Raw genomic sequence first — 18,585 nt, 5'->3', positions numbered from 1 at the left:
AAACGATACCGATGTGTTCAAAGTCAAAATCTGACAATTCGATTTTGTCCACCTTTTCGAAAGCGATTTTCACAAGGGCGTGCTTGTCAGTTAGCAAACGCCCGTTGTCGTCAATGGAATCCGTAGTGTTTCACAAGTGCAGGCCCATGGAACTGGTCTTAGACTGCCTGAGGTCAAGGTTAACTATTTCTGCATCATGAAAGTTCGGGGTACGACCAAACCACTCAATTACAGAATTGCCACCGGGTAACTGAGACAAAAGGCTGTATTTGATCATTCAAATTCTTCTGCGATTGGAAATTCATGAGCAACGTATGACCTTGACTGGGGAAAGGCCATTGTTTCATTGAGTGCAAAGCAGACTTGGCGCGAATACTCATCCTTGCACCTTGGATACGTTGGAAAAGCGTCGCCGTTGTCATGTGACGGCATACAGACTGGGGTCTAGTACCCGGTCATCTCAAGATACCCGCGCCCGGAATGGCTGCCGGTGATTTGAACAGGACCTTCCCAGTATTCGAACCGTGTCGCCATCCAGGCGTCGGGCGTCAGAGCGGAAACCTCGACATCCAGATCACGATCGGGCAGCGTAACGCGCCATTGAACGGGAACATCTCGCCCGGCGACCCGGGCGGTTGTCAGTGGCTCAAACGCGACGGAGCCATCAGGTATTGCCGTGGTATTGCCGTCCGGCCCGATCCATGTGGCCGCGGTGAAGTCGCCACGGTCCCCACGCAGGCGAAAGGCCATCATCTTGTTGCCGTCGTCGAGACTGAGTGAGAACCAGTCCCATCCGCTTTGATCCGCTGCCAAAGGTTGTGAGGACCACTCCCGGTCCAGCCAGCCATTTCCTGTTACGGCGACATCTCCACCCGGCAAGTGCAAGGTACCTTCGACGTCATAAAACGGTTGAGAATAGTAATAGCTGGCCTGTCCATCGGCAGATTTGACCGAATATCCGTCCTCGCCGTGAAAAACGAGCGGTCCCTTGGCTTCAAGTGTCAGATCGTACCCAAAGTCCGCCCCATTTGCTGACAGGCTTAGGGTTTCTAAGTCCGGGCCGCGCATATGCCATTCGTCGATCCAGGCTTCAAACGGGTCGGCGGTAACGCCCGCCTGACCAATACCGCCGCGCGACAGACGCTCGGCGAAGTAATGCGTGTCGGGTGTGGTTACGGCGGAATGGCCTAGCCAGAGTTGTGGGCTTTGCCAACCCTCAGCCTCAGTCGGTTTCAGCGCCGACCGGAACAACGTCCACTGAATTCCATAGTCGCGCCTGTCCTCACCCTTAAGGTTCGCCGTCAGATACCACCACTCAATCCGATAAGACGGGTGGGGGCCATGATCCTGCGGGAATTGAAACTGGTAGCCGGGCTGAGGCACCGTGAAACCTTCGGCGGAACCGCCAAGCCCTGCATAACCTTGCGCGCGGACAAAGCCAGGCAGGGTCAGGATCAGAAATATCAAGCAAATCCTAACGCTCATTGGCAAACACCCTCAGCAGGTCCGCAGGGGGCAGACGCAACAATCGGATTGCGGGCAAGGCCGCTGCGATAACGGCTGCACACAGCGTCAACAGCAATAGGTACACCCAATCCGCCGGGAAAAGGTACATCGGCAATTGCCAGCCAAACGCCTCGACATTGATGACGGCCAACAAAGCCCAGGCCAGGACCAACCCCAACGGCAGCGCAAAGATGGCCGTCAGAGCGGCCAGCAGTACGCTGCGCAACAGCTCGAGCCGGGCCAGCTTGGCACGTGTCAGCCCCAGCGCCCAGACCGGAGCAATCTGCGGCAGGCGCTGCGTCCACAAGGTCAACAAGCTGGTCAGAATGGCGAACCCTGCGACCCCCAGCGTGAGTATGTTCAGCGCTGACGTCACCACGAATGTCTTTTCGAAAACGTCCATGGATTGTGCCTTCATCGCGGCCTGTTGCACGACCGCGCGGCGCGGCAGGTCGAATTGGTCTCGCAGGTCTTGCGCCAGATCCGTGGCCCGCTCGGGTGCGATACGAACGCCAAACCGGCGCGTCTCGGCCCCGGGTGCGATCTGGTCGAATTGAGACATTGAAACGATGGCCTGACCGGTTGGGTTGCCATAATCGGAATAGACACCCGCGATAGTCATAGAGGTGGTTGGAGTAATCGCCAGCACGTCTTCGGGCCACAGGTTTTCTCGGCGGGCAAGCTGTTCGTTGATCAGCACGGCGGACCCGTCTATGACGCGATCCCAAACACCGGGCGATGACGAAATCAGAGGCCATTTTTCCCGATAGGTCTGATCGTCAATAACACCATAAAGGAACAATGGCCCTGTTGGATGCGCCAGTTCAACACTGCGGATCGGCAGCACAGCGTCGACCTGAGGGGTCAGCCAGTCCGAGATGAGTTGACCCTGTTGATCGTCGGCAGCGGTCACATACAGCTCGGATGTCAGGCGCTGATCCAGCCAGCCGACAAAGGTAAGCCGAAAACTGGACACCATTGTCCCCACGCCGATATTCGCGGCCAACGCCAGCAAAAGCGCCATCAGTGCCAGAGACAGACCCGGCAGTTGCGCGCGCATGTCTGACCATACCCACTGGGCGACCGGCCCCCGTGCAGCGCGTTGGAGCACGATCAAAATGCGCGACAGGATAAAGGGCAAAACAAGCGCCGACCCGATCAGCAGCCCGGCCACCATTGCGAAGCCTGCAATCAATCCTCCAAGAGCAAGTAGGGTGGCAATCCCGCCAACAATGGCAGCCAATCCCGCGAGGGCTGTCACCCAATTGCCAGAGGCGGCACTGCGCCAAGCCTGCAAACCCGCTCCGCTGAGAATTGGCATGCGTGACAGTCGGAACAATGCGTGTCCGCTGGCCAGAAAAGTGCCTCCCAAAGCCATCGCGAGACCGGTCAGAACCCATTGCGGTTGCAAAGTTATCTGCCCGCTGACCGGCGCACCGTACAGACCCCGCAAGGTCGCCGCGACGTCTGGCAGCAAAGCGCCTGCAAGGAAGAAGCCCAGCAGCAGGCCAAGTGTGCCACCGATGATCGCCAACACCGACAACTCGGCCATGATCAGCCAGACAAGGCGTCGCACCGAAACCCCCAAGGCCCGCAGCGTCCGGATCATTGCCCGTCGCTGTGCAAAGGCCAGCCCCACGGTGCCGTGCACGATGAACAACCCGACTGCAAAAGACAGAAGACCAAAGGCCGACAGGTTTAGATGAAAGCTGTCTGTCAACTGAGCGGTTTCCAGCTGCGACGCAGCCGCTGTCCGCTCCAGCTCAGGCGCAATTTCCGCGAGCGGCGCCACATTGCCCGGTTGTTCCGGCAGAACAATGAGGCGGGAAATTTCCCCGCGCCGGTCCAGAAGAGTTTCCGCGACGCCGATATCTGTCAGAATAAGGTCCGGCGGCAGCGCATCACTTGTCACCACCGGTGGAAAAGACGCCTGCCCGACCAGCAGCGGCTCCAATTCTGGCCTTGCCAACAACCGACCGGGCGCAGTCAGTATGTCGGCGGGGTCGGGCGGTGTTCCGTTTTGCTCCATCTGCGTGACAGCGGGCAGGGTTGGGTAGGCGACCATGTCCACCCCAAGAACGCGCAGCGCTCGCCCGTCGATGCGAAGATGTCCGTCCAGTACGGCTGCGACCTGCCATCCGGCACGCCGTAGGTCGACGTAACGCGAGAGAGGGATCGGGCGGGTCGGGTCATGAAGCTCGTCATACTGACCAAGGGCCAACTGATCAGCGGCGCGGTCATAGCTCGCACGTGCCTCGGCGTTGATGGCCTGAACGGCGGACCATAACCCAGTCGCCAAAGCGAGCCCAATGAGCAAGGTCGCCAGTTGCAGACGGTGTGCACGCCAGTGCGAGGCCAGCGCCTGTATGACGGTCAGTGTCATTCGATACGCCCGCCGTTCAGATGCGCCCGCCGATCCAGTCGCGCCGCGATCCCTTGCGAATGGGTGACCAAAAGCAGCGCTGCGCCGGTGTCTGCGACCAGAGCAAGCATCAGGTCAAGCACGGTAGCACTGGCGGTTTCGTCGAGGTTTCCCGTAGGCTCATCCGCCAGCAGAAGTTTAGGTCGTGCGGCCATGGCGCGCCCGATGGCGACGCGCTGCTGCTGCCCGCCCGACAGGTTCTCCGGGTATCGGTCCAGCAAATCCGACAAGCCCAACCGATCAGCCAAGTGGGCACACCAATCCGGATCATGACACCCCGCCAAACGGGCATGAAAAGACAGGTTCTGTCCGGTCGTGAGTGAAGGGATCAGGTTAAACTGCTGAAATACCAAAGACAAAGACGTGCGGCGCAGGGCTGCGCGTCCCGAGTCATCCAGATTCGACAGGGCAGTACCATCCAACGTGATTTCTCCGCCATCTGCTGTGTCGAGCGCGGCCGCAAGGTTCAGCAGCGTACTCTTGCCGCTGCCACTTTCGCCGGTCAGGGCTAGCGTCTGCCCGCGATCCAGAGACAGCGACACATTCCGCAGGACCGGGCGACCACCGGGATAGGATTTCTGAACCTGATCGAATTTCAGAAGCATGTGCGTCCCCATTTTCACAAGGATTTGCAACAGTTTCGCCAACTGTCCAGAGGTGACGCACCATCGGTTCCTTTCGCCGCACTAAGGATCGGCGCGGCGCGGGTTGTTTCACTGGTGCTCGCAGGTCATTGTGGACCGGTTGGCCGTCGGCGCAATTCAGGATGGAAAAACATGACCTTGTCGCAGCAGATTCTTTGGGGAAGCACCTTTCTTGGACTTTGCTTTCTGGTCGAAATCATCCTGCTGACAATGTGCACTTTGGCTATCAACAGGTTTGTCGAGCGATGGGAAAAGAAAGGCGTCATTCTTGCAACCGCTGGTCCGATCGCCATCGCCCTGGCCTTTATTGTTGCGACCCATACCATTCAGGTCTGGATCTGGGCGATTGTCTGGGTGTTCGGCAGCGTCCTGCCCGATTGGAACACGGCGCTGTATTTCTCGCTCGTGTCGTTCACGACGCTTGGTTACGGCGATATCGTTCTGGGTGAAGACCTGCGTATTTTCGGAACGTTTGCCGCAGTTACTGGCCTGTTGGCGTTTGGACTGTCGACCGCTTACATGGTCGCCCTGATGACACGCGTGTTTCAGGAACGGTTCATCGCCTAAAGGATCGGCGCGAACAATCGGGCAAGCGGCGCGCCAAGGCGAATTGGGGCAGGTTGCTGACCCAAGGTGCGCGTCAGCTCATAGCATTTCTCGAAATCCACTTGAAGCATTGCGTCAACGGCCTCGGCTGCTCTGGTATCAAAGAAAAGGGCCATGGCCTCAAAGTTCAGCCGGAATGACCGATTGTCCAGATTGGTCGTTCCGACTGCAGCCAAGGCGTCATCGACCACAAACACCTTTTGGTGCATGAAACCATCTTTGTACCGAAACACCTTGGCACCGCATTCGCGAATTTCGTCGAAATAGGCAAAGGCCGCCAGCCAGGGCAGGCGGTGATCAATGGAGTCGGGCACGAGGATGCGCACATCGACGCCCCGCAACGCCGCGTGCTTCAGGGCGGTCATGATGTCGATGTCAGGCACGAAGTAGGGCGACGCGATCCAAATCCGATTCTGAGCCTCGGTGATTGCGGCGAAGAACATCAGCGCCCCGGTTTCGTTTTCATCACCCGGCCCGGTCGCAACCAGCAGGGCGTTCATGTCCTGACCTGCCTCGGATCCGGCCCAGTCCAGCTGATCGATCAGGTCTTCTTCGTGGGCCCAGTGCCAGTCTTCGATGAAGATCAGTTGCAACTGCCGGACGATATGGCCAGTCATCTTGATATGCGTGTCGCGCCAGTGGCCAAAATGCGGATCCTTCCCAAGATACTCGACCCCGACGTTGTGCCCACCGATAAAACCTGTTTCGCCGTCGATAATCACCGACTTGCGATGGTTGCGGTAATTCAATTGAAAACGGAACTTTGGCCCGCGTTGTTCGCGCGGATCTGCAATCGTAACTCCGGCCTGGCGCATTTCCTCAATGTAGTCCGAAGGCAGCGAATAGCTTCCGACACCGTCCATCATGAACCGGACGCTGACACCGCGCTTTGCTGCGGCGATCAGCCTGGCTTTGAGTTTTTGGCCCAACTCGTCGGCGCGCACGATGTAGAACTGGATCAGGACGTAAGACTTCGCCGCATCGATAGCTTGGAATATCGAGTCGAAGGTCGCCTGCCCATCAACCAGCAGTTCCGCACCGTTGCCACGCGACACGGGCAAATGCGCCAGAGCCTCGAATGGTCGGGGGTTGATGAGCATCTTCTCTGGGTCCGGCCTTGAGTAGTCGGCAAAGGTTTTGATCCCTTCGACCACGCGCTGACTTTCCTTGCGCGCGATACGGTACCCGCTAAAGCGGTGGTGCCCCAGAAACAGGTAGAGCGGTACGCCTAACATCGGCGCAGAAATCAGAAAAACCACCCAACCGACCGCACCCTGAGGCGTGCGCGCGGTCTGGGCCGCCCGAACCGCGAAGACAACTGCCGTGACATACAGCGCGAACAGAAAGACGGAAACAAGCAGTGTCCACATGGGGTTATCGGGCTCCGTTACGGTTCAGTTCGCCCCAGTGTAGATGCGCGACCAGTCCTGCGCCATATCTACGATCACCCAGCCCATGTCCGGCCCTTTATCCAACCCATCGACCAGAGTCCCGATCGGGCTTTCGCGGTCGTAGGCCCATTCGCGTTCTGCATCCGTGTGGTGAACAAGTACGCCAAGCCTTGGTCCATCGCCCGCAATGGTCCACTCCAGCATGGCGAAATCGCCGTCCGAGTTTCCGCCGGCCAATATCGGGCGTCTGCCGATTGTGCGCTCGATGTTGATCGGTTTGCCTTCCTTGTCATCAACAAATGCGATGCTGGGGGCCTTGGTGATGACCGGCGCACCTTCGGCGCTGTCATAGGTCGTGTCGGTATAGGTACCCAATACCTGTTCAGGCGGGATGCCATAGGCTTCTTCGGCAAAGACGCGCATGAAGTGCAGACCGCCGCCGGAAACGATGTAGGTCTTGAATCCCTCATCGCGTAGATACCGCAAAAGCTCGACCATCGGCTGATAGGTCATCTGATCATAGGGCAGGTCCGTGTCCGGGTGCCGGGCGGTGTCCAGCCATTCGGCAACCGCGTCTTGAAACTCATCCACCGAGACGCCGGAGTGCGAGGCATTTATCACCTCGATCAAACCGTCATGGCCGCCTTCCAGAACGGCTTTAATATCTCCGTTCGCGGCGGCCTGTAAGGTGGGCGTGGACAGGATCGATGGGTCGGCTTCGGCCAATTTGGCAAGACGATCCATGGCAAAGAACAGCTGAAAATAGACCGGCTGTTCCGCCCATAGGGTTCCGTCATTGTCGAACACGGCAATTCGTTCGGCGGGTGTGACGTATTCCGGTTTGTCCGGATCAGTGACGGCGGCGACAAACTCGATGATCCGCTGTTTGCTTTCAGTTGCATTCCAGCTGGGCAGCGGGTCCGCAAGCAAGGTCAACGGGGCGCAGGACAGCAGGGCGCTTAGAACAAAATGTCGCATGAACTTCTCATTAAATTTCAATGTGAAAAGGGCCGCCCTTTATGTGGCGGCCCCGAGATTTTCTTCGCTCGACTTAGTTGTTGGTCGGCGTTGTTAGTTTTTCCATGACCTGATCCAGGTTGAAGCTTGCCGCTTTCTGGCGCGGCGGGAATTCCTGGAAGGTTGCAAGGAAGTTACCCACGTATTGCTGGGCCGGAACCAGGAAGTAAGCCCGATCCAGAAGCCAGTCATAGTAGGTGTTGGATGTACGATACGCGCGCTCATACGGGTCGCGACGCAGGTTCACGATCAGCGGAATTCGCAGCTCGGTCCAGGGTTCGATCCACGCACGCAGCGTTGCCCATGCTTTCTGCTCAAGGAAGATCAGCTTCCAGTCGTCATAGCGCAACGCCGTCAGGTCACCGTCATCCGAGAAATAGAATATCTCGGCGCGGGGGCTTTCAGTCGTCTCGCCGGTCAAAAGGGGCAGGATGTTGTAGCCATCCAGATGCACCTTGTAGTCACGGCCCATGCCGGACGAGCTATACCCAGCTTTCAGCTTTTCCTTGATGTCGGGATCACCTGCAACCGCCAGATAGGTCGGTAGCCAGTCCATGTGGTGCACGATCTCGTTTGTGACCGAGCCGGCTTCGATCTGTCCGGGCCAACGAACCATTGAAGGCACGCGCCATCCGCCTTCCCAGTTGGTGTTCTTCTCACCCCAGAACGGCGTTGCCGCTGCATCCGGCCACGTGTTCATATGCGGACCATTGTCGGTCGAGTAATGCACGATGGTGTTGTCAGCGATGCCGAGTTCATCCAACAGGTCCAGCAATTGCCCGACATGCATATCGTGTTCGATCATGCCAGCGGTGTACTCGTCCGCAACGCCGCCTACGATTTCATTCGCTTGCGCGCGCATCTCGTCTTTGACGTGGGTGCGGAAGTGCATACGCGTGCCGTTCCACCAGACGTAGAAGGGCTGGCCCTGCTCGTGGGCACGCTTGATGAAGTCAACCGCGGCCGCGACGGTTTCTTCGTCAACCGTTTCCATACGTTTTCTGGTCAGTGGGCCGGTATCTTCGATGGTGCCGTCCGACTTGGACTTGATCACGCCACGCGGTCCATACGCTTCGCGGAACGTGCGGCCATCCGCCAGAACCGCGTCGCCGGGGTAATCCTCGTTTTCGGGCTCTTCTTCCGCGTTGAGGTGGTAGAGGTTGCCAAAAAACTCGTCAAAACCGTGGTTTGTCGGAAGGTGCTCATCCTTGTCGCCAAGGTGGTTCTTGCCGAACTGACCGGTGACATAGCCGTGGTCTTTCAACAGGCCGGCAATGGTCGGGTCCTCGACCTGCATGCCCAGATCTGCACCCGGAAGGCCGACCTTGGACAGACCGGTGCGGAATACCGACTGGCCCATGATGTAAGAAGAGCGACCGGCGGTGCAGGACTGTTCGCCGTAATAGTCGGTGAAGATCATGCCCTCTTTCGCGACCCGGTCGATATTCGGAGTCTGATATCCCATCAGGCCCATCGTGTAGGCCGAGATGTTGGACTGCCCGATATCGTCGCCCCAGATTACCAGTATATTGGGCTTTTGATCCTGTGCCCATGCAGGCAGGGCCAATGCAACGGCAACGGAAGCTACAGCGAACACGCGCAGTTTGCTGCGCCAATTTTCTGCGATCGATCGAGGTGGTGACATAGTGTGCTCCAGAACTGACCGAGTCTTAATGACCCGTTGATAAAAAAGTAATTGAAGGCGCCCAAGTTCGTATTAGGTCCGCCAACAAGGTGTTGATTCTCGAACGGAAAATCTAGGATTAAGTCGAGAATCGAATAGCTATACCTTAAGCTATGATAATGACCGGAAACCTATCATATGATGAGATCGAAGAATACTAATGTTTGATAATCCCAATGACAGGAAACAGTTGTTGGCGTCGGGGTGGTTCGGGTCGCGCGGTGCTCGTTTTCAATCGGACCTCCTCGCTTGTGGGATTACCAAGTCGTTTGAGACCGGCGAGCCTCTTTATCACATCGGGGACCCGGCCAATGGAGTCTATGCGGTTTTGGAAGGTGCCGTTCAGGTCATGGCGCCGGCGGATGATGGTCAGGAATTCGTGGTTCACCGCCAGGGCGGCGGGTTCTGGATCGGTGATCTTGCGCTGTTTGCCGAGGCGCTAAGGCTGGTGAGTGTCTTCGCAACGCAGCACACGCGCGCTTTGTTCTTTCCGTCTTCGCGCCTCGACAGGTTGGTGCGCGATAATCCCGATTACGTCCGCGACTTTTACGCGTTGTCGCACGAGAACATGCAGACCGCTTTGCGCATCATGGCCAACCTTGCGGTAACGGGCACAGAAAAACGGTTGGTGCTGCGCCTTCTGCATCTGGACGAGGGGGCATCGAAGTCTGATGGGTGGATTGTTGTCTCACAGGAAGAGCTGGCAGCGATGGTCGCCGTATCTCAGCCGACACTGCACCGGAATCTGCACCGCCTTGCGGATCTGGGTTTGATCGAGCTTGGTTACGGCCGGGTTCGTCTTATAGACAGACGGCAATTGATCTCCAGCTGTCAGTGCTGATGCTACGGGTTGAGCGGTGGAAGCGGATCTGACTGGTGGCGATGTGTTTGCGCCAGGACCTTGAGTTCGGAAATCGCAGCTGACCAATCTGCACCTGCATCCCCCTTGTTTGTCGAGTATATCGCGGCCCCTATCTTGGCCAGTCTTCTCTCGAGGCCGAAAGCCATTTCGGGGAACGCACTCCGTGCTTTCCACATTTCCAATGCCGCGTAAGTGCTTGAAAAATCTCGTTCTTGAAGCGCGATCTTTAAAGCATTCAACGCAAACTCGGGGGACGCCTGGTACTTTTGCTGCCGTGTTTGGTTCCACGTTTTGACGCGAGGACCAAAGAAGCGCAGCCCGCCCCAGAATGCCAATACCAGCAAGGCGATCCAAACGAGAACGGTCAGAATGGTTTCCGCGTCTGGCGGCTGCCATTTGGGTGGCGCTAGGGTCAACTCGACCGGTTCGATGTCGATGGTTTCTACTTGATCGGTTTCCAGATTGTACCAGCGAACCGAAATGGGCGGCAGTTCGGTTTGGCCGCCGTCCTGCGCGAGATAGGTAATTTCATCCACGCGCTGCCCGGACAATATCCCCCGGTCTTCGCTTTCCGCAAAACGCGGTTCCTTTGGATAGGCGCGCAACAGAGGGTCCTGAATTTCGGGTATCAATTCGGGGATCAGGAAAGGTGTCGTCCCTGATATATTGGCGGTCAGACGGCGCGTGACAGCCCCGCCGTTTTCCATCTCGGTCGAGCCTTCGATCTGCTGATCCACCTCGAAACCCGTTGCGATGATCAGCGGGTCCAGATCACGGGCGCCATCAGGAACGATTGCGTTCAATGTCATCTCGGGCAGGGGGACGCTCACCTGCGTTGGCGCGTTCGTATCGGGATCTGCAAAGGTGACGACGATATCCTGAGCGCCAAACATGATTTGACCCGCTTGAAGCGGGTACAAGCGATAGCTGCGCTGGACACCCGTCCAGGTCTCGCCGTTCACCGTTTCACTGACCGGGCCCGAGGCGCGTTCTGGCAGGCGCACAAGCAGGTTCTCTTTCTCCAGAGAAGGATACACCGGCGGAGACGGCATGAACGTCGGGACAAGAACTTTTATCCGAACAATTGCGGGCTGACCGACGGTAACCGGCTCGGTCGGCGCTTCGGCAGTGACCTGAGGTTGGATCTCTGTTTGTGCCAACAGCGGCACCGGCAGCATTAGCATGAGAAGAAGGAGGTACCTCATTGCTGCTGCTCCTGATTTTCCAGAAGGAAGCGGTTGCGAAGAAAGTCCTGCATGTCCGTGTCAATGGTGCTGATCCACTGATCTGCCGACATGGTTTGCGCGCCTTCGGTCGGGGCCTGAACGGTTGTGTTCTCTCCTCGGCCGGACTCATTGTCAAAGACCGTATCGTCGGCGCCAATCCCCGCTTCTTCGCCTGTGTCCGACTGTTCGCGGGTCGTTTCGACGTATTCGAGGACGGCTTTGGAAACTTCCAGATTGTGCTGTGCTTCAGGCCAGTCCGGGCGACGTTCCAGCGCTGTCTCAAAGGCCGTTATGGCGGGGCGATACTCCCGATTTCGAATTCTGGCCATACCCTCGGAAAATGCGGCCTCTGGCGTATCAAGCTCCGCAAAGATTGTTGCTGCTTCGGGATACTGTCCCTCTTTCAGCCTTGCATACGCCTCGTGATAGGGGTCCTGGAACAGGTCAGCCGCCTCGTCATAGCGTTTCTGGTTCATCGCGATTTGTCCCTGCTGATCCGGGGTCAGGAACCAATCCCGCCATCCATCGGCCAACGCAGGACCCGAAGGGGTCGTGAAGAACAGCGCCAGAAAAGCCCATCTGATGACCCAACCCCGTCGAAACCACAGCAACGACAAAAGTGCGGCAGGCCACGCAAGAATCCAACCTCGGTCCTGCCAATCCACGCGGTCATCATCGTCCACTGCGGCTGAATAGGCGGACTGAATTTGACGTTGTAACCTGTTGATATCTCTATCATCGCCCGAAAACGGCACGACCGTCGCATTTTTTAGGCCATCCAATTGCGCGATGCGCTGATCTCCGGGCAGCATTGTGAGGAAGAAAAGAGGTGTAGTCGCGTCTTCGAAACCGGCCAGTTGCGATGGGGCGAGGTCATCCAAGACAAACAAGACCGCCCCGGGCGTTTCACTTTCGCCCAAAATTGAGTCAGCCATGGCCAGCGCGTCCGCAGCGGCGTCACCTTGTTTTGGCATGACGGCTGGCGAGAGACCTTCCAGCAGGGGGCGGAAGATATTGGCGTCCTCGGTCAAGGGCGCAACGCGATGCGGTGTCCCGGCATAAGCAATCAAAGCGGTGCGTGCGCCCGCACGGGCATTGATCAGGTCGGTAACTTTGAACTTTGCCCGTTCGAGGCGTGAAGGAGGAAGGTCGGGCTCGTCCATGCTGTCCGTGACCTTTAGCGCGATCACTAATGGCGCAGTATCCGCGACCAGCGGGTTGTGCGCACGGGACCATGTCGGTCCTGCCGCCGCCAAAGTGGTAAAGATTGCAGCAATCATCGCGACATCGATCGGATACACGCGCCGTTCGTCTTCGGCCCCTAATCTAAGTGCAGCGGCAAGATGCGGCGCGATGCCGGCGGATTGTTGGGATCGCGATTGTGGCTTAGGGCGCGTCAACCACCACAGTGCGGCTATCGGAATGAGGAAAAGCAGCCAATAGGCGCGAATAAAGTGAAATTCTGCCAACAATTCGGTCATGCGGCACCTTTGCGCCGCTGCGCGAAATGCAGGCCGGCAATGCTGCCAAGCATCACTACCAAGGCCAGAACAAGGGGAAAATGTGCAAGGCTTTCGCGCGGGCGGTAGCTTTGTGTTTCCACGACCCGGGGATTGAGCTGGTCAATGCGTTCATACGTCTCTGTCAATGCGTCCTCATCATCCGCAAAGAAGTACTCGCCCCCGGTCCGATCCGCGATTTCCCTTAGAGCGTCCAGGTCGACACGATCCTCGCCCGAAGCGTTCGGGTCCCCGACACCCACCGTGTAGATAACGACGCCCTTATCCGCGGCAATGGCTGAGGCGTTGACCGGCGTCATACGGCTGGACGTATCTGCGCCATCGCTGAGCACGATCATCAGGCGTTGATCGACCTCGCTTGACTCGAAGGTGCGAATTCCCAATCCGATGGCATCCCCCAAAGCGGTGTTCGGCCCGGCCATACCCACTGCGGTTTGATCCAGGAACCCGGTCAAACTATTCAGATCTTCCGTGAACGGAGCTTGTACAAACGCGCGGGTGCCAAAGATGATCAGCGCCATGCGATCCCCCTGACGTTCAGCGATGAAACTCCGCAGCACATCCTTGACGGCGGCCAGCCTCTGCTTGGGCGTTCCGTCTGACGACGTGAAATCGCGTTGATCCATCGAGCCGGATATGTCCAAAGCGAGCACAACGTCCCGGGCCGATTTTTCGATGACCACGGGCTCTCCCAGCTTTTCAGGGCGGGCCATTGCAGTCACCAGAAGAAGCCAGATCAGTACAACGATTCCGGTCTGCAGCTTTGCGCGGCTCAGGATGACGGATCCGGATTTAGGCTCGACCCCAGCAGCTTGCGCGACGTGGCGAAAGAACGGGATGCGGATTGAGCTGCTTTTCTCTCGGTGCGGAGGGGCGAACCAGTACACCATTACGGGCAGCGGCAGCAGGAGAACGACCCAAGGTGCTGCAAAGGAAAACATTACGTAGTCCTTTCTCGCTTGTGGGTTCTGATCCAGTCCCGCGCAAGCTTTGTCAGGTTTGGGTCAGTCGAATCCTCTCTGTAAGGTGCCTCGCTAAGGGCGCGGCATGTGTTTTCCTGAAATGATGTTTTTTCAGATGTTTGATCAAGGAAGTTCACCCATTTATCACCATGCAACGAAGCAACTTGCTTGCGCGGGAAGGCGACCAGCGCGGTGCGGCGTAGAATCTCGGCCGTTTTAGCGGCGCTGTCGCCCGCGGCCGCCAGCTCTACCAGCGCCTCGCGCCTGTAGGCATTTGCCCGGCGGTGGCGCAGAACAGCGTTTACACCAAGCACGATCAATCCCGTGAGGATAAGCGCAAGCCCAGCCCAGCCCCATGTCTGCGGCATCATCGAAATCGGGTCGGGTGCCGGGGCGGGTTCAAGCATGTCCAGCAGTTCAACCAGCGATTTGCCTTCGACATCAACGCTCATCATCGGCCCCCGCGATGACCGAACAGCCTGAGGAGTTGGTCGAGTGTTGGTTCCGCTGTGGTCAAAGGCACGATCGGAAAGCCATAGCGGCGCGACCAGACTTGCAGTTGTGCTAAACGGTCCTTCAACGCTGCGCTTATGCGAGGCGACAATTCAGGGTCCGAGCTGTCGATCTCGATCTGGCGGTCGCCGTCGGACACGGTCATTCTGAGGTTCGGAGCTATCTCGCGAGAGCTCGGGTCGGAAATATTGAACAAGATAAGATCGTTGGACGCCGATAGTCTGCGAAGTAGTTTTTCCGAAGTCTCGTTCAGCCCGTCAAAATCCGAAAATACACTTACCAGCGAATTGGTATGCGCGATCCGTGCGGCCTGTTTCAGCACATCATTCAAAGTCACCGTCGGTTCTGGACGCAGCGACGCGTGAAGATTTGAATTCAAAGACCCCACAGAGGCCAGAAAGCGCGTCAAGGCGGCTGGTCGCCGTTGTGGACGGTGTTCGGCCAGATCGGTGTCGCCAAAGACGATCCCGCCGACCCGGTCGCCCTGTCCAAGCACGCGATGCGCCGCAGTGGCCGCTGCCTCGGCCGCGATAACCGATTTCATGTAAACCTGAGTTCCGAAGAACATCGAAACCCGTTGATCAACCAGCAACAGGGCCGGGCGGTCGCGCTCTTCGGTATAGACCCTAACGTGGGGCTTTCCTGTGCGAGCGGTCACTTTCCAGTCGATTGTGCGGATGTCGTCTCCGGGTAGGTAGTTTCGCAGTTCTTCGAAATTCAGTCCGCGCCCGCGCAGGCGCGAGGCATGTCGGCCGTTCAAGATTGATCGGGCCGGTTGTCGGGGCAAGAGGCTAAGCGCGCGCGACTTGGGACCCAACCGCAACAGGTGGTTCGCATCAACGTGGATGCGCGGGTCGTCGGGATATGCGGCGGTCTGGGTCACGCGGTGTTACTCAGGGGTCAAGGCAGCGCGACAAGCTGCAGGATTTCCGAAATCACGTCATCCGCCGATTTGGCGTTACCTTGCGCCTCAAAGCTGAGCGTGACGCGGTGGCGGAAAACGTCGTGTGCGATCGCGCGAACATCGGCCGGGTCGACATAGTCGCGCTGGTTCATCCACGCATGTGCGCGGCCGCACTTGTCCAGAGCCAGCGAGGCGCGTGGGCTGGCCCCGATGTCGATCCAGCTTGCCAGTTCCTCGCTGAGCGCGCCCGGGGTTCGCGTCGCCTGCACGAGATCGGCCATGTACCGGTCCATCGCGTCAGACACGTGAATCTGTCCGATCTCCGCTCGCGCGGCGAAAACGGCGTCTTGTGGGATGGTCTGTGGGATTTGGTTGGATGCATTTATTCCGGCTGCGATCTCTTCGTTCCGCACCAGACGGATCACCTCAACCTCGTCCTCGACCGGCGGGTAGGTGATCTGCACATGCATCAGGAACCGGTCCATCTGTGCCTCAGGCAAAGGATACGTGCCTTCCTGTTCGATCGGGTTTTGCGTTGCCATCACGATGAACAGGGGTTCCATCTTATGCGTTGTGCCCGAAACGGTTACCTGCCGTTCCTCCATCGCCTCAAGCAAAGCAGCCTGGACCTTGGCCGGGGCGCGGTTGATCTCGTCCGCCAGGACGATATTGGCGAAGATGGGGCCCGGCTCGAAGCGGAAAGCACCGCCGTCGTCCGTCTGCTGAAAAACCTCGGTGCCGGTGACATCCGAAGGCAGCAAATCGGGTGTAAACTGAATCCGGCTGAAACTGGCGTCCAGATTTTTGGCCATGGCTTTGACCGCGCGGGTTTTTGCCAGACCGGGCAGCCCCTCGATCAGCAAATTTCCATTCGCCAATATTCCGATCAGAAGGCGGTCGATCACCTCGGTTTGCCCGATGATGGCCTGTCCCATACGGGATTTAAGTTCAATTATCTGATTAAGTGCATTCATCTCGTAGTTCCAATCGGCGCCAGATTACGGAGCTGACATCGAGTTTTGTCAGGATGCGGTGTGGTAAAAAAAGCTTTGTAACAACGGCAATTTAGCAGCGTTTGCTTCGGCATTCTACCGGGAAATTCGCGCGATCAGTTGACGCAGATCCTCCTTCAATTCAGGGCGGATTGGACCGTGATTTGGTGCGTCGCGCAAGGTCTGCACCCAGTGGGGCGAAGGTTGCCGGCCTGCCGCTCGGTTCCACGTCAGGCCCTCAAGGATCGCCTGTGCCTCGGCATCCAGGCCGTCGGGAATATCGAACCCATTCAGCGTGGCCCAAACACCGGTCCACAGCCGTCCGACGGACCATGGGTTGTACCCTCCGCCGCCCAGAACAAGTATTCGCGGGGCAAGGTGTTTTAACGCGGCGACCGTCTGCCAATGCGAGTTGTTTGACAGCGTCAGGCGCGACAACGGATCTTCGGCGACGGCGTCCGCTCCGCATTGCAGAACGATTGCCTCGGGCTGAAACGCTTCGGTCGCAGGCAGGATCAACTGGTCAAGAATGGCTGAAAACTCGTCGTCATTCAGGTTTTTGGGTACCGGTAGGTTCAAAGATGCGCCGCCTGCATCATCCATGAGCGTGCCGGAAAAGGGCCAACGTCGGTTTTCGTGGACCGAAATCATTCGGACCTTGTCTGCGCCTCGAAAGGCGGCCTCGACCCCGTCGCAGTGATGCGCGTCAATGTCGACATAGACGACACGATTCAGACCCATCTGCAAAAGCGTCATGATTGCCAGGACTGGGTCGTTCAAATAGCAAAACCCATTGGCGCGGTCGGGCAGGCCATGGTGCGTGCCACCGGCCGGATTGAATACGATGCCGCCGTCCCGGATCAACTCCGCGCCCAGCATGGACCCTCCGGCCGCTGTAGCCGGGCGTCGGTACATTTCCGGAAACACCGGATTTGACAGCGTGCCCAGCGCGTATTTGGTACGGACTTCATCCGAAACACTCTGATCGTGCTCTGCCATCTGCAGGGCAGCTATGTAGTCGCGTGTATGAAACCTTTGCAGGGCGCTTGGTTTCGCGCAGGGGCTAACCCGGTAATTTTTCGCCGTCAGCCATCCCAGCGCGCGGCAAAGGTCGATGACAGTGGAAACTCGCGGAATAGCCAGCGGATGTTTGGAGCCATAAGTCGAATGGCGATAGATTTCGGACCCTATGAAAACAGGGCTCTGCATCGATCAATGCTGGCGCGCGGGCGCGTTGTCGTCGCCAAGACGGCCGTCCAGAGACATCAAAATCGCCACAGGCCTGAGCGCGGGGATATGGCTGAAGATGATCAGGATGCAGACCGTCAGGGGAACACTGAGGAACGCGCCGATCAGCCCCCAGACGGTTGTCCAGAAGGTCAACGCCAGGATCACCAGAAACGTGGACATATTCAGCGACCGACCGAGCAAGGCGGGGTCCAGAAAGTTGCCGATCAGAAACTGAATGGTGCCGCAACCGAAGACGATGATCAGGAAGGGCCCAATCGTTTCAAACTGAACCAGAGCGATCATGGCCGGAAAGATCACAGCGATAATCGAACCGATCGACGGGATGAAATTCAACGCAAAGGTCAGAACTGCCCATGTTTCCGCGTATTCAAGCCCAAGGACTTTGAAGACGGTATAGCTAATACCTGCCGTGACCAGGCTGATGAAAGTTTTTACGCCGACATAACGTTGCAGGCTGAAGGTGATCGCATCCAGAATTGACGTGAACTCGGCCCCGGTTTCAGGATTGCCCGCTGCCAGCTGGATCTTTTTTCGAAAGGCCAAACGCTCGGCCATCAGGAATGCCACGTAAAGGCTGATCAGAAAGAACTGGTTCAGCAGAGATGTCGCACCGCTGAGCAGCACGCGCGCGACATAGGACATGTCGATGCTGACGAGGTTGTCGCGGATGAACTTGGTAACGTCATTGCCCACCAGCCCGGTAATACGGTGAACCGCGCCGTCGAATTGGTTTTCATAGGTGCTTATCGACCGGGCGAACTGGGTCGCCTGACTGCCGAGAATGTACATGATCACGAACAAACCGGCCAGCACGACTGTGACTCCCGCCAGATTGGCCAGCCAGACCGGCACCCGTGTCAGCGCGATGACCCGGTCGCTGAGAGCGATGATTAGAACGTTGATCAGCAGTGCCATTGTAAGCGGGATCAGAAAGGCGGAACCTGCGTACAAACCCAGCACGATCAGCGTGGCTACAATCGTCGTGTCCCGAACAACCGACAGCTTCAGTCGCGGTGCCGCAGAGTTCTGGTCTGGTTCCAAAGTCATTGATTAGCCCGCCTGTCGTGCCGTTTGGCACATTACAC

16 protein-coding genes are annotated in these 18,585 nt (G+C 57.8%); 2 read left to right on the top strand and 14 right to left on the bottom strand.

Annotated features, from left to right (window positions below):
- Positions 1–444 precede the first annotated feature (444 nt).
- Genes ACR0J0_RS00215 through ACR0J0_RS00205 form a run of 3 tightly spaced genes read right to left on the bottom strand, consistent with a single transcriptional unit; the run spans position 445 to position 4,533 of the window.
- Positions 445–1,485: a lipocalin-like domain-containing protein gene (locus ACR0J0_RS00215; RefSeq protein WP_480660320.1), complete on the bottom strand. Its 1,041-nt coding sequence runs from the start codon at positions 1,483–1,485 to the stop codon at positions 445–447.
- Positions 1,475–3,889, bottom strand: a complete 2,415-nt coding sequence (locus tag ACR0J0_RS00210) for an ABC transporter permease (RefSeq protein ID WP_480660318.1) — start codon at positions 3,887–3,889, stop codon at positions 1,475–1,477. The genes ACR0J0_RS00215 and ACR0J0_RS00210 overlap by 11 nt, the downstream gene beginning before the upstream one ends.
- Positions 3,886–4,533, bottom strand: a complete 648-nt coding sequence (locus ACR0J0_RS00205) for an ABC transporter ATP-binding protein (RefSeq protein ID WP_480660316.1) — start codon at positions 4,531–4,533, stop codon at positions 3,886–3,888. The genes ACR0J0_RS00210 and ACR0J0_RS00205 overlap by 4 nt, the downstream gene beginning before the upstream one ends.
- Positions 4,534–4,704: 171 nt before the next feature.
- Here ACR0J0_RS00205 and ACR0J0_RS00200 point away from each other — a divergent pair, with 171 nt between their 5' ends.
- A complete protein-coding gene (locus tag ACR0J0_RS00200; protein ID WP_480660314.1) occupies positions 4,705–5,139 on the top strand; it encodes an ion channel in 435 nt (144 codons plus the stop codon).
- On the opposite strand, the gene cls is transcribed toward ACR0J0_RS00200, so the two are convergent.
- From cls to ACR0J0_RS00185, 3 genes are all read right to left on the bottom strand, one after another.
- Positions 5,136–6,548: a cardiolipin synthase gene (gene cls / locus ACR0J0_RS00195; protein ID WP_480660313.1), complete on the bottom strand. Its 1,413-nt coding sequence runs from the start codon at positions 6,546–6,548 to the stop codon at positions 5,136–5,138. The genes ACR0J0_RS00200 and cls overlap by 4 nt on opposite strands.
- A 24-nt stretch (positions 6,549–6,572) precedes the next feature.
- Positions 6,573–7,547, bottom strand: coding sequence for an HAD family hydrolase (locus ACR0J0_RS00190; protein ID WP_480660311.1), 975 nt, complete (start codon positions 7,545–7,547; stop codon positions 6,573–6,575).
- A 73-nt stretch (positions 7,548–7,620) separates the two neighbouring features.
- Positions 7,621–9,231 carry an arylsulfatase gene (locus tag ACR0J0_RS00185; RefSeq protein WP_480660309.1) on the bottom strand — a complete coding sequence of 537 codons (1,611 nt, stop codon included), beginning with the start codon at positions 9,229–9,231 and terminating at the stop codon, positions 7,621–7,623.
- Positions 9,232–9,430: 199 nt separating this feature from the next.
- On the opposite strand from ACR0J0_RS00185, the gene ACR0J0_RS00180 reads away from it, so the two are divergent.
- On the top strand, positions 9,431–10,111 hold the full coding sequence (locus tag ACR0J0_RS00180; RefSeq protein ID WP_480660307.1) for a Crp/Fnr family transcriptional regulator: 681 nt from the start codon (positions 9,431–9,433) through the stop codon (positions 10,109–10,111).
- Positions 10,112–10,113: 2 nt separating this feature from the next.
- Here the strand turns inward: ACR0J0_RS00180 and ACR0J0_RS00175 are convergent, their stop codons facing one another.
- The 8 genes from ACR0J0_RS00175 to ACR0J0_RS00140 all read right to left on the bottom strand — a co-directional run bounded on the left by ACR0J0_RS00175 (position 10,114) and on the right by ACR0J0_RS00140 (position 18,547).
- A complete protein-coding gene (locus tag ACR0J0_RS00175) occupies positions 10,114–11,337 on the bottom strand; it encodes a hypothetical protein (RefSeq protein WP_480660305.1) in 1,224 nt (407 codons plus the stop codon).
- Positions 11,334–12,839, bottom strand: coding sequence for a VWA domain-containing protein (locus tag ACR0J0_RS00170; RefSeq protein WP_480660303.1), 1,506 nt, complete (start codon positions 12,837–12,839; stop codon positions 11,334–11,336). Before ACR0J0_RS00170 ends, ACR0J0_RS00175 begins: the two co-directional genes overlap by 4 nt.
- Positions 12,836–13,819 (bottom strand): VWA domain-containing protein, encoded by a 984-nt coding sequence (locus tag ACR0J0_RS00165; RefSeq protein WP_480660301.1) that lies wholly within the window; start codon positions 13,817–13,819, stop codon positions 12,836–12,838. Before ACR0J0_RS00165 ends, ACR0J0_RS00170 begins: the two co-directional genes overlap by 4 nt.
- Entirely contained in the window at positions 13,819–14,292 is a 474-nt protein-coding gene (locus ACR0J0_RS00160; protein WP_480660299.1) for a DUF4381 domain-containing protein, read from the bottom strand. The genes ACR0J0_RS00165 and ACR0J0_RS00160 overlap by 1 nt, the downstream gene beginning before the upstream one ends.
- Positions 14,292–15,236, bottom strand: a complete 945-nt coding sequence (locus tag ACR0J0_RS00155; RefSeq protein ID WP_480660297.1) for a DUF58 domain-containing protein — start codon at positions 15,234–15,236, stop codon at positions 14,292–14,294. The genes ACR0J0_RS00160 and ACR0J0_RS00155 overlap by 1 nt, the downstream gene beginning before the upstream one ends.
- A gap of 17 nt (positions 15,237–15,253) precedes the next feature.
- Positions 15,254–16,231, bottom strand: a complete 978-nt coding sequence (locus tag ACR0J0_RS00150; RefSeq protein WP_480660295.1) for an AAA family ATPase — start codon at positions 16,229–16,231, stop codon at positions 15,254–15,256.
- Positions 16,232–16,345: 114 nt separating this feature from the next.
- Positions 16,346–17,458: an acetoin utilization protein AcuC gene (locus tag ACR0J0_RS00145; RefSeq protein ID WP_480660293.1), complete on the bottom strand. Its 1,113-nt coding sequence runs from the start codon at positions 17,456–17,458 to the stop codon at positions 16,346–16,348.
- A 3-nt stretch (positions 17,459–17,461) separates the two neighbouring features.
- Positions 17,462–18,547, bottom strand: coding sequence for an AI-2E family transporter (locus ACR0J0_RS00140; protein ID WP_480660291.1), 1,086 nt, complete (start codon positions 18,545–18,547; stop codon positions 17,462–17,464).
- Between the last annotated feature and the right edge of the window lie 38 nt (positions 18,548–18,585).

The sequence above is a fragment of the Ruegeria sp. BF12 genome, from assembly GCF_056538705.1.
This window is presented reverse-complemented; position numbering and strand designations above follow the sequence as displayed.

Bases quoted from the DNA above. Each gene is read 5' to 3' on its own strand.
- ACR0J0_RS00190 (WP_480660311.1), bottom strand. From the start codon at position 7,547: ATGCGACATTTTGTTCTAAGCGCCCTGCTGTCCTGCGCCCCGTTGACC.
- ACR0J0_RS00150 (WP_480660295.1), bottom strand. From the start codon at position 16,231: ATGAATGCACTTAATCAGATAATTGAACTTAAATCCCGTATGGGACAG.
- ACR0J0_RS00160 (WP_480660299.1), bottom strand. From the start codon at position 14,292: ATGAGCGTTGATGTCGAAGGCAAATCGCTGGTTGAACTGCTGGACATG.
- cls (WP_480660313.1), bottom strand. From the start codon at position 6,548: ATGTGGACACTGCTTGTTTCCGTCTTTCTGTTCGCGCTGTATGTCACG.
- ACR0J0_RS00210 (WP_480660318.1), bottom strand. From the start codon at position 3,889: ATGACACTGACCGTCATACAGGCGCTGGCCTCGCACTGGCGTGCACAC.
- ACR0J0_RS00180 (WP_480660307.1), top strand. From the start codon at position 9,431: ATGTTTGATAATCCCAATGACAGGAAACAGTTGTTGGCGTCGGGGTGG.
- ACR0J0_RS00165 (WP_480660301.1), bottom strand. From the start codon at position 13,819: ATGTTTTCCTTTGCAGCACCTTGGGTCGTTCTCCTGCTGCCGCTGCCC.
- ACR0J0_RS00200 (WP_480660314.1), top strand. From the start codon at position 4,705: ATGACCTTGTCGCAGCAGATTCTTTGGGGAAGCACCTTTCTTGGACTT.
- ACR0J0_RS00140 (WP_480660291.1), bottom strand. From the start codon at position 18,547: ATGACTTTGGAACCAGACCAGAACTCTGCGGCACCGCGACTGAAGCTG.
- ACR0J0_RS00185 (WP_480660309.1), bottom strand. From the start codon at position 9,231: ATGTCACCACCTCGATCGATCGCAGAAAATTGGCGCAGCAAACTGCGC.
- ACR0J0_RS00215 (WP_480660320.1), bottom strand. From the start codon at position 1,485: ATGAGCGTTAGGATTTGCTTGATATTTCTGATCCTGACCCTGCCTGGC.
- ACR0J0_RS00205 (WP_480660316.1), bottom strand. From the start codon at position 4,533: ATGCTTCTGAAATTCGATCAGGTTCAGAAATCCTATCCCGGTGGTCGC.
- ACR0J0_RS00145 (WP_480660293.1), bottom strand. From the start codon at position 17,458: ATGCAGAGCCCTGTTTTCATAGGGTCCGAAATCTATCGCCATTCGACT.
- ACR0J0_RS00175 (WP_480660305.1), bottom strand. From the start codon at position 11,337: ATGAGGTACCTCCTTCTTCTCATGCTAATGCTGCCGGTGCCGCTGTTG.
- ACR0J0_RS00170 (WP_480660303.1), bottom strand. From the start codon at position 12,839: ATGACCGAATTGTTGGCAGAATTTCACTTTATTCGCGCCTATTGGCTG.